12 protein-coding genes and 3 pseudogenes are annotated in these 10069 nt (G+C 45.5%); 10 read left to right on the top strand and 5 right to left on the bottom strand.

What is annotated here, in order from left to right:
• The 3 genes and pseudogenes from Xedl_RS18350 to Xedl_RS18335 form a co-directional block, all read left to right on the top strand.
• Window positions 1–229 (top strand): annotated as a pseudogene (locus Xedl_RS18350) (IS982 family transposase); the annotation flags it as partial.
• A 439-nt stretch (window positions 230–668) separates the two neighbouring features.
• Window positions 669–1193: a GNAT family N-acetyltransferase gene (locus Xedl_RS18345; protein ID WP_074025181.1), complete on the top strand. Its 525-nt coding sequence runs from the start codon at window positions 669–671 to the stop codon at window positions 1191–1193.
• Between the two features lie 623 nt (window positions 1194–1816).
• Window positions 1817–2122 (top strand): hypothetical protein, encoded by a 306-nt coding sequence (locus Xedl_RS18335; RefSeq protein ID WP_074025180.1) that lies wholly within the window; start codon window positions 1817–1819, stop codon window positions 2120–2122.
• Window positions 2123–2141: 19 nt separating this feature from the next.
• Here the strand turns inward: Xedl_RS18335 and Xedl_RS18330 are convergent, their stop codons facing one another.
• Window positions 2142–2477: a plasmid stabilization protein gene (locus tag Xedl_RS18330; protein WP_074025179.1), complete on the bottom strand. Its 336-nt coding sequence runs from the start codon at window positions 2475–2477 to the stop codon at window positions 2142–2144.
• A complete protein-coding gene (locus Xedl_RS18325; RefSeq protein WP_244149749.1) occupies window positions 2467–2733 on the bottom strand; it encodes a type II toxin-antitoxin system prevent-host-death family antitoxin in 267 nt (88 codons plus the stop codon). The genes Xedl_RS18330 and Xedl_RS18325 overlap by 11 nt, the downstream gene beginning before the upstream one ends.
• 728 nt (window positions 2734–3461) lie before the next feature.
• On the opposite strand from Xedl_RS18325, the gene Xedl_RS18315 reads away from it, so the two are divergent.
• The gene (locus Xedl_RS18315; protein WP_074025177.1) at window positions 3462–3959 is read left to right on the top strand and encodes a DUF1643 domain-containing protein; all 498 of its coding nucleotides are present in this window, start codon (window positions 3462–3464) and stop codon (window positions 3957–3959) included.
• A gap of 60 nt (window positions 3960–4019) precedes the next feature.
• Here the strand turns inward: Xedl_RS18315 and Xedl_RS18310 are convergent, their stop codons facing one another.
• The 3 genes from Xedl_RS18310 to Xedl_RS18300 form a co-directional block, all read right to left on the bottom strand.
• Complete coding sequence (locus Xedl_RS18310; RefSeq protein WP_074025176.1) at window positions 4020–4691, bottom strand: hypothetical protein; 672 nt, start codon at window positions 4689–4691, stop codon at window positions 4020–4022.
• A 98-nt stretch (window positions 4692–4789) separates the two neighbouring features.
• Window positions 4790–5320, bottom strand: coding sequence for an IS630 family transposase (locus Xedl_RS18305; protein ID WP_244149750.1), 531 nt, complete (start codon window positions 5318–5320; stop codon window positions 4790–4792).
• A gap of 22 nt (window positions 5321–5342) precedes the next feature.
• Window positions 5343–5666 (bottom strand): IS630 transposase-related protein, encoded by a 324-nt coding sequence (locus Xedl_RS18300; RefSeq protein ID WP_074025175.1) that lies wholly within the window; start codon window positions 5664–5666, stop codon window positions 5343–5345.
• A 69-nt stretch (window positions 5667–5735) separates the two neighbouring features.
• On the opposite strand from Xedl_RS18300, the gene Xedl_RS18295 reads away from it, so the two are divergent.
• The 6 genes and pseudogenes from Xedl_RS18295 to Xedl_RS18265 form a co-directional block, all read left to right on the top strand.
• Window positions 5736–5954, top strand: coding sequence for a DNA methyltransferase (locus Xedl_RS18295; protein WP_244149748.1), 219 nt, complete (start codon window positions 5736–5738; stop codon window positions 5952–5954).
• Between the two features lie 631 nt (window positions 5955–6585).
• Window positions 6586–7371 (top strand): ParA family protein, encoded by a 786-nt coding sequence (locus tag Xedl_RS18285; RefSeq protein WP_074025174.1) that lies wholly within the window; start codon window positions 6586–6588, stop codon window positions 7369–7371.
• A gap of 5 nt (window positions 7372–7376) precedes the next feature.
• Window positions 7377–8462, top strand: coding sequence for a ParB/RepB/Spo0J family partition protein (locus tag Xedl_RS18280; protein WP_074025173.1), 1086 nt, complete (start codon window positions 7377–7379; stop codon window positions 8460–8462).
• A 47-nt stretch (window positions 8463–8509) separates the two neighbouring features.
• Window positions 8510–8782 carry a helix-turn-helix domain-containing protein gene (locus Xedl_RS18275; protein WP_074025183.1) on the top strand — a complete coding sequence of 91 codons (273 nt, stop codon included), beginning with the start codon at window positions 8510–8512 and terminating at the stop codon, window positions 8780–8782.
• A gap of 340 nt (window positions 8783–9122) precedes the next feature.
• A pseudogene (locus tag Xedl_RS33805) lies at window positions 9123–9200 on the top strand (reverse transcriptase domain-containing protein); the annotation flags it as partial.
• Window positions 9201–9305: 105 nt separating this feature from the next.
• Window positions 9306–9851, top strand: a pseudogene (locus Xedl_RS18265) (IS3 family transposase); the annotation flags it as partial.
• Window positions 9852–10069: the final 218 nt, after the last annotated feature.

The raw sequence follows: 10069 nt of genomic DNA, 5'->3' as shown, positions 1-10069 counted from the left end.
CAGAAAAACGAGAAGGGCCATTAACGCCAAACGCCGTTTAATTGAAACCGTGATTAGTCAACTCGCCGGACAATTTGCTATCGAGAAGTGCTGGGCACGGGATTTGTGGCATTTGAGTAATCGAATTGCCAGAAAACTGCTTTCTCACACGTTGGGTATTTTTGCCAATTTTCAACAAGGTAAAAGTCAACGGGACTGGCTTCAACAAGCCAATGTTATAGGATGTTAAAGTTGAGCATCGCGTTAAGAATAAGGAATTGATGAATCTCCTGATTCCGATGTTAAGAGCAGACTTTGAACTTTCTTATTCTCATACAGTGGATCAGACCACCTGCTTTGATTTCCCCGCCACGATTTTATACGGAACCCGGGATAAACGGACTCCTCTGGAGGCGGTTTATGCCTAGCAAAAATATTTTCGCTCACCTATTGATGTCAAGCGTGTGGAAGGTGGACATTTCTATATTGACAGTAATCCTAACAGCGTTGCTGGACATATTAATCGTATAGTTTCCGCAATACTATTGGATGAAAGTTGTATTGGTTGAGTGACGTTTTTAAGGAAATACATAATAAAACCAACATAATATGACATAAAGTATGAATCCAAATGACGAAAAAGAACTACAGTGTCAAATTACACTAATTTAACTATAAGAGAAGAAAATATGAGTGATATTGATATTGAAATTAAAGAAATCAAATCGAGCAAAAATTATAGAAATAAACTGATTACACTATTGACTGACTGCGTTGATGATGGTGCCTCTATCGGTTTTATTGCTCCGCTGAAAAGAGAGAGTGCAGTTGGATATTGGAGTGATGTAGATGCTCAGATTAAAGATGAAAATTGCCGACTCCTGATTGCGCTGAAAGACGCAGAAATTGTTGGGAGTGTTCAAATTGGGCTAACAAAAAAAGATAACGGTAAACACCGGGGGGAAATCGAGAAACTCATGGTAAAAAGAGCCTGTCGTTCTGTGGGAATTGGAACATTACTTATGTCAAAAGCCGAGGAATTATCAACAAATATCGGTTTAAGGCTATTAGTACTGGATACCAGAGAGGGCGATGTCTCTGAAAAATTATACGCGAAACGTGGTTTCACACGCGTGGGAGCTATTCCAGGTTTTGCGTTAAGTTCAAACGGCAACTATGATGGTACGGTAATTTATTATAAAGAGATCTTTTAGGGTTACAGAGAAAGTCTGCACGAATGCGTATTACCTCGGTTTGGCAGGAATGGTAGATCTGGCAAAAAATGCCTACCCTAAAACGGGTGGATCAGTCTACGGGAATGTTGATGCTGAGGGCTATGTCAAATCTGGGCAGGGGTTCGATGTAGTGTCCGGTAGTTCTTGACCGCTACAAGAGCCAGCTCCTCGGTGGTGCTCAACCGGCACAAGCCATCATGGCGGTGATGCGAAAAGTGATGATTGAGTCGCAACAAGACGATTCTGCGAAACAATAAAACTTTCACATGTGAAAGTGGAGTGAGAACTGATGATCAAGATAGCAACTAAGTTGGGATGTCTGCTGATGGGGTTGTTTGCCCTGTCAGCTTGTTAAAGCGTCCCTCAACCAAGCAACGAATACAAGAAGGCTCTGGATGATACCAATTAACTCCATTGGTGGAACCGACTTATATCAGGTTTACCGTGACGCGGCTATCGGCACCCTGCGGTGCAACGAGATGGACACTTAGCCTGAACGGATCAAGGTGCGCTTTCAGCAACCCGATATGACAAAGGCGTTGGCCTTGAAGGTTTCTACCAGACAGCAGAAGGCAAATTAACTTTCACTATGAGGTAACCCAATGGAGTTACAAGAAGCAAAAGGAGCTCTCGATATCCTTCATCCCCACAAAGCCTCAGCGCCTTTGAGGCTTGTCATCCACCAGCCTGGAGGGATTGGTGGAACCCCTACCGTGGGGATGAAAGCTATTCATGCTGGGTTTGACTGGGACAGCAACACTATCCTGATCTACCCGGAAGAGCAGCTCACTCGGTTGACCCCAGATGAGATGGCCGCCATCACGAAATCAGTATCGAAGGGACAATCCTGGCACTCACAGCAGCAGCCCAAGGAGTACCGGCAGCGGCTGGAAGAGAAACGAGAATAAAACACCCCAATATGGGGTGTTAATGGCGCAGACAATATTGAATCAAAGCCTGTCGGATGCTTTGCCTTGTGCTTAAAAATAATAATGGGTAAACAACGCCTTCTGCCTCAGAAAAACGATAGATTGTTCGCAACTGGAGTTTTGAATCAACATAGTCGTGATAGGTTGTAAACCCAAGATCCGCCGCCTCTATACATAATGGAGCGCTACCTGGATGCTCATTTACTCTTTTTTCAAATCCAATAATGAAGCCATCAAGAAGCTCTTGAGCCGCCAATTGTCCGATGTGCCTCGCTAAATAGTAGAATTTGTCATGAAGCTGTTTTTGGAAAGCTAAGGAATACTCAAACTTCATCAACAAGTCCTTTCAGTGCGGCCCGAAGGTCGAAAGATGATACGGTTCGGCCAGCCTGAACGTCCTTTTCTGCAAAAGACAGCAGTCGTAGCAGAGCCATTTGTTCCTGCTGCATTTCAAACTGAGCAGGATCTTGAACCACATATAAAGGTTCCCCATTCTGGGTTACTACTACGGGATCAGATACATCCATAGAAGCCAGTTCCTTCTTAAAGGCTGATACCGTGGTGATACGCGGTGAAGTAGATAAGGTCATGGTTAACTCCAATAATGAAATACAGTTACCAACCAAAGGATAAATCAAGTCAACATAAAAGTCCATATTTGGCCATTATATGGACTTTTGGCGTATGGATAGAGGAGAGCTATAGTCATGTGACTAAAGGTGTCCTGAATGAACAACCTCCCTCTGCTGATTGATGAAAAAGAAGCCATTGATTACTACCACCAGCATCCAGAGATGACAGATGCAGAAGGGCTTATGTAGTCGCGTTCTAAGCGGAGAGGGGCACTCAAACAGCCAGATTAGAGAAGAGCTGAGTATTGAGAAGGTCTATACGGTTACGCACCTCAAACGCGCCGGTTCTTTATCCTGTTCAAATTGCGGCGAACTGTAGACCTATCACCCCTATGTTCACCAGCAAACGTGAATGTCCTGCTTGGATTGCTTCGCCAAGCAATGGGCAGTGTTGAATATCGCCTCTATGGCGGAGATATGTCTTTGAGTAGTGTAGATGCTGCGAAACTGATAGAGCTCCAGGAACGAGCTAATAGGGTTTTGTTTGTCACTCTGGATGATCAAAATGAGTGACACATACGAACCGCTTGAGTTTGTGTTCTGCGGTTTTAGGAAAGGGGGAGCAGGGCTCTTCATCTCCGTAGCCACTATACGCGATGGTGCCTTAGGCCTACACTTTCATCCTATCGTAGTATTAAAAAATGCAACTGTGAAAGGGTGTTTTTCAGCTAAAAAGAGGTGATATTTTGAGTGCAATTATCAGTAAGTGCGGCATGTACAGATACCGACTGGAAAGGGATGTGCAATCCGAGGGAATTGTGTTCGGTTATTTTGGTGTGAACGGTTCTACGGCCACGGCCACCGAGGACGATCACACTGTCAGGAAGTGGATGGGATTTACCAAGGCCAACGGAGGGAAACGCTTCATTGTCGGTAATGCTTTTGCGTTCCGGGCGACCAACGTTCGTGAACTGGCTACGGTGGTTGATCCTGTCGGCCCTGAAAATGAAATTCACCTGGAAAGGATTATTCGGGATGCGGATGTGCTGGTTCCCTGCTGGGGGAGCCGAACCAAGCTGCCTAAGTCTCTACATATTCATTTGGACAGGCTTTTAGAGCAGCTCGTTGCATCTGGGAAGCCCGTGATGACATTCGGTGTTACTGGGTCAGGAGATCCGAAACACCCATTAATGCTTGGATACTCGACAAGTCTAATACCACTAGTAAGTGGCATAAACATGTAGAAATCTGAAATTTGAAGAGCTGGATAGTACAAGGGAACAGAATGTCTCTGTTTCACTACTTTAATAGACCCCAACATTCTGCATTATGAAAACGCCATTTCCTGTGTCTACAAAACCTAGTCGTTTGTAATAATCGCAAAGTCGCTGAAACGCCAATTTTTCATCGGGGATGAATTGTTCGAGCCCTAACCTCCTGTGCCACTCTTTCTCTTCTTCTGATGCTCTTGTCCATTTATCGACAGGAATTTCAAATTTCAAGGGGAAGGGCTTCAAGGCTATTAGTTGTGAACTAGCTGCAAATATTCTTATTGCATCGAAAATTATAATTTCAGCATATTTTTTACCCCTATATTCTGGAATTATTTCGATACGGTCAATAATAAATAATTGAGTTACATCATCAGGATAGAAGTGATCATATGGACTCCCTATAGCCTCGAATGCAGCAGATGATAATTCATTGCTCTCAACATCAAACAACTCCATATAGGGCTTAGTTGATGCCTCCAAGTCCAAAAGATCATTCCAGTCATATAAAACACCATTGTGACTTGAATTGACGAGAATGAAGCGCGATTTGGATATAGTTACTTCTTCGTCAGTATCACAGTCATTTCCAACCGTTTCGCACTCTATATTAAAAATACACCCTTCTTGAATATCCTCTGATAGATAACCACTTTTACAAGTAAATATATTAGTTAACGCATAAATACCTCTTTCACCCGACATAAGTTTCTATCCATATAAAACTGAGATTTTCATTTATAGTATCATATAATGATGCTGTTTTAGCAAGACAAGATAGATATTTTTGGAGGGACATATGCTCACTGCGGCATGTATAACTGGATGGCCTTTTTACACCGAACTAACCTGACATATTCAATATGCTCCGTAAACAACTCATCAACTGAACATCTTTTTTGCCACCTTACCGCTTTTGCTCCGCCCCATTTGTGTTCTATCGGGTTCAAATCCGGACTATAAGCGGGAAGCCATTTCAGTTGACATTTGCTGTCGGCTATTGCTTGTGTCGTATCATTCCGTTTATGGAAAGGCGCATTGTCCATCACTATCACGGCGCCGTGTGGAAGCTTTGGCAGCAAATCTTGCGTCATCCACGCATAAAAAACGTCGGCATTAATATTCTCGGTAAACAAGCTTAAGGTGACGAAGGTATTTTCGAGAATGGCGCCAATGACGTTGATACGGCCTTTTGCGTGCCAGTCATGCGGACCAAAACAGCGTAACCCTTTTTCCGAATAGCCATATTGACGTGGCATCGACTGAGCAAAACCACTTTCATCCAAATACACAATCGGCCTGCCCGTCCGTTCATAGTCGCTGATGCGCTCGATAAATGCCTGACGAGCCTGAAGATCAGCGCGAGGGTGTGTTAACGTTTTTTTTATGGGTGATCCGAAGGCGTTTCAGGGCGTAATGAATAGCCGATTGTGAGACACCTAAACGTTTTGCTCTTTCCCATTGATAGTCATCGGGAAAGTTTTGGACATCTGCCCTGAGCACCGCATCAGGGATTTTCGTGGCGGGTTTATTGTGGGTCATGCAAGGTTCTATCTGATTGCACCACCGGAACAAGGTGCGCATGGAGATTTCAAAATGGGCACTCGTTTGTTCGAAAGTCAACGAATGCTTGTCCTTGTATGCCAGTACTCTCTTTCGAAAATCTAAGCTGTAGCCCATCTCGTGTTATGCCTTGTCGTCTAGGGGTTAGGTATTATGTCATATTAATATGATTTATCTATACCTGAGATGGCTATCCGCTTCCTAACGGAAGAAAGGGATCTGGTTGTCGATCCTTTCAGTGGCTCAAATAAGATTGGGTTGGCCGCAGAAAGGAATAACCGGCGCTGGATCGCTTGTGACATCATCCTTGAGTACATCCGCACCCAAACGGAGATGTTCACCGGCTTTGATGGATTTTGGATAAACCCAGCCATAGCAACAGTGGGTGGGGGAGCTTTGAATTAAGAGAACAATATCTATGAGTTTAAATTTTATCGCAAGAGTTTTGCGCTATTTGACGATTATGCATCAGCAGGCAGCAATCAACTTCTGGGGGAGCAATACCAGCCTAATGCCATCTCGACACAAATTGATTGTGGTCTTATCGGTAACTGGGTTATTCCTCGCGGGGGACCAATCATCTCTCCGGAATTTGCGGGAGTGTGCCCCAACACGCCGCTTCCCGTTGTATCTATGAAATTTGGTCCTAATGGCCGGGGCTACGTTCTATGTGGTATTGGGAGTAAGGTAGTTGCCACTAGCTTCTGATGTTAATGACATCGAGGATAAGGAGTTACTATCATTCAAATAGGTGAGTCGATGGGGGCGTAAATACGGTTCCCAGTCGTATGCACTTTGGCTGATGAAAGTGAAGCAAAGCAATTATTGTCGAATGGGGTTGGGGCAGCTAAGCAATTGCGCTGACAGTACAAATCTTGTGAATACGCGACCTTTATGGCCTTTTTTTGTTTCAAGTTTGTTTTAATAGAACCATAATTAGATATTGCAGTATCATTTTATGATCGTTACAATCTTTCATATGTGAAAGTTTTGGGGTGGTCAGGATCATCTGCGAGAAACCAAAATAGAGGTGGGTATGGCAAAAGTAATCAGCTACGCCAACCAGAAAGGCGGAGTGGGTAAGAGTACCCTCTGTATCCAGCAAGCCTTTTATCTGGCGTTAAAGAAGAAAAAGAAAGTGCTGGTCTTGGATATGGATGGTCAGGGGAATACATCCTCTCGACTGGCCCCCAGACGAGAGCTGGAAGATGGCGACTGCGAGTCCATCCTCACCGGAACCAAAACCGCAGAGCTGTTCGCTTACGAGCTGGACGGTATTAAGGTCATGCACTGTCCTTGCGGGGTAGACCTTATTCACACGCCGAAGAACGACCCGGATCTGTTTGAAATGGAGGCTGTGCCTCTTGACCAGGCTATGAATCCGGCTCGCCATTTGGCCGAACTTTTTGAGAACTACGACTACGTGCTGATTGATTGTCCGCCTAGCCTCGGCAGAAAGCTGGTGGCCGCGTTGGTGATGTCTACGCATGTGGCATGTCCGGTCAAGCTCTCTGGATTCGCTGTGGATGGCGTAGAAGGCCTCCTCAACACGATTATTGGTGTGCGCGAGGCGTACAACCAAGACTTGGAGATTCTGGGCATTGTGATCAACGACATGGACCGTTCTGTCAATCATGACAAGGCCCTCAAGTCGCTGGAGAACACAGTTCCGGATCTACTGTTTGAGAACAAAATTATGCACCGGCCTCCGCTCGATACTGCGACTACTGATGGCATCCCTGTGTGGGAGCTGCGCTATGGGCATGTCGCGGCCAAAGAGGTTGAGGCGGTGTTGGAAGAACTTTTAGAGAAGGTGGGCTAAGCGATATGGCACTAAATAATTTAAAAGGCCTGTCCGAACTTGCTAAAGCCGTCAAAGGCAAGAAAGGCAAAGAAGTTCTTACTGTACCTGTTGAAGACGTTATATCTAAAGCCCAGGTTCGTAAGCGCTTCCGTAACATTGAAGAGCTGGCGGCAACCCTGCTGACCGAAGGGCAGCAGTCTCCGATCATCGTGTTCCCGAAGAACGAAGAAGGCAAGTTCGTCATCCAGAAAGGGGAACGTCGTTGGAGAGCATGTAAACATGCTGGTATTGAGACCATCGACCTAGTAGTCAACGATAAGGTCCAGAACAACCTAGACGAAACTGCTGGTGAGTTGATCGAAAACATCCAACGGGATGACTTGACGCCGGTAGAGATTGCCGAGGCATTGAATCTGTTTATCGAAGAAGGCTGGAAGCAAAAAGACATTGCTGATCGTCTCGGTAAAAACATCACTTTCATATCTACACATCTGTCGTTGCTCAAGCTACCTGACTGTGTGCGCGAATTGTACGATAATGAAGTATGTTCTGATACAGAAACTCTGAATAATCTTCGCTTGTTGTTTGACCTGAACGAAGAAAGATGCCGCGCTGTCTGCGCTGTGGCTATGTCTGACGGGATTACCCGTAAACAAAGCCGTGAGCTTCTGAACGATACCAAACGTATCAAAGAAGAAATGGAAAAAGGCCCTCTGGCTGGCTCCGGCCAGAGTGATGAACCGCGTGCTGGAAATACCGATGACCAAACCTTTAACTCAAGCGGGAATGGTACGTCGGAACAACTCAGGAATGACGAGCAAAACCCTATCCAGCAGCCAATTAACAGTGGCAAGAACAAGGATGAAGAAGGGAGTGATGCTCTTCCTCCTCTGCCGAAGAACAAGGAATGGAAGGAAGTCCGGCCCGACAGTTTGATCTTTGCTGTCAACGTTAACCTGGATGGTGAGACAAAACGCGGAGTCATTATGACAGACCGTGTGGCTCTGGTTCCGTCTACTGTCTGGGTCAAAACGCTCGATAGCGAAGGCAAGGAAAAACATGTTCATGTGCCTGTGTCAGACATTGAACTCCTGAGTGTCGAAGGCTAACAAAGGAGGCCCAGCCAGAAGAGTGGGCCTATCAAGAATAGGTGGATATGAAGATCTCACAGGACATGAAAAGAAAATTTGCTTTGGTGAATGCCCTGTCTAAAACGGAGAAGCCAAGTCTCCAGGACCTTCACAAGGCGACAAAAATTCCTGAATCAACGATCAAGAGACAGTTGGCTGCTCTGCGTAATGAGTTCGGAATGAACATCTTGTTCGTCAGGGAGTCAACCGGCGAACGGGGTGCCACCGGCTATTACATGCTGACAAACTGGGGGATCTTAGACAGGTCTTCGTTCTTGAACCGATACGGAAAGCTGTAGGGTGTCATGGATCAGCGCATTGAACAGGAAACCCGCCAAATGACCTGTCTCTTATACACAACTTTGTATCCTGCTGTTTTTTATATGAATTATTTTAAACTTATCGAGACAACGTTGGGGAATATTTCCTTTAAAATCAGTTGAGTATATTTATCAAATTACAGTCATTTACTCGTGATTTGAGATGTGACTAAAAGACAGCCAAATGGCGGGTTTTTTATGGTGTACCTGGCATGCTCAGCAGCTCGGGGGGAAAGTCCTCTGTCCAGCCTGATGGTGGCGAAGGACTAGTGAAGCGCAAGGGCGTCGTTGTGAGTCGGGGGTGATGCACTGGCTGAGCCGTAAACTGAAGCTAAAGGTCAACGCGAAGAAGAGCGCGGTAGCACATCCAGAGACGCGTAAATTCCTGAGTTACAGCTATAGAAAGGGCAGAAAGGTCTTTTCATTATGTCACCTGTTTAATTGTTGAAGTGAGAATATCATCTCCATGACGGTGACCAAAATTAGTGTGCCACTTCACTCGCCTAATCTCCTGCGGCAGCATTTTTCCCCGGCATGCCCGAATACTCACTGGTGCGGAGACATCACCTATATTCGCATAAAAGCAGGGTGGAGCTATCTGGCCGTCGTGATGGATTTATTTTCCCGTCGGGTGGTGGGGATGGCCATCTCTTCTTCGCCGGATGCTGAGCTGGTCTGCCGGGCATTGAATAACGCATTGGAAACGCGTCATATTGAAGGGCGGCTGGTTTTTCACTCTGATCAGGGAAGTCAGTACAGCAGTAGAAAATTTCGCCGTTTACTCTGGCGCAATAAAATTATCCAAAGCATGAGTCGTCGAGGTAATTGCTATGATAATTCACCGATGGAACGGGTCTTCCGGAGTTTAAAAAGCGAGTGGATCCCGCCAGAAGGCTATCGGGACATTCATGAGGCAATCCGGGATATCACCTGCTATTTGGGCGGATATTATAATGACACCCGTCCCCATAGTTTTAATGGGGGAATTTCCCCTGCTGAATATGAAAGACAGTGGGAAGCGGCTAGAAATGTGTCCGGTAGTTCTTGACCGCTACACTGTTAATGCGACAGAACCGTAATTGCCCCGCCATGCTGCAACTAGGAAATATGATAAACACCAGTACCATGACCAGGGAAAGAAGTTATGCAGCATCGACAAATATTGACTTACAGCCTATTCAGTATTTTTTCTACGCAGCAACACGACGAGAAATGCCAGATTGACGAACTGAAGGCTGGTATTCAAATATCTCTCACAGTTCTTCC

It is taken from the genome of Xenorhabdus eapokensis (assembly GCF_001908105.1).
This window is presented reverse-complemented; position numbering and strand designations above follow the sequence as displayed.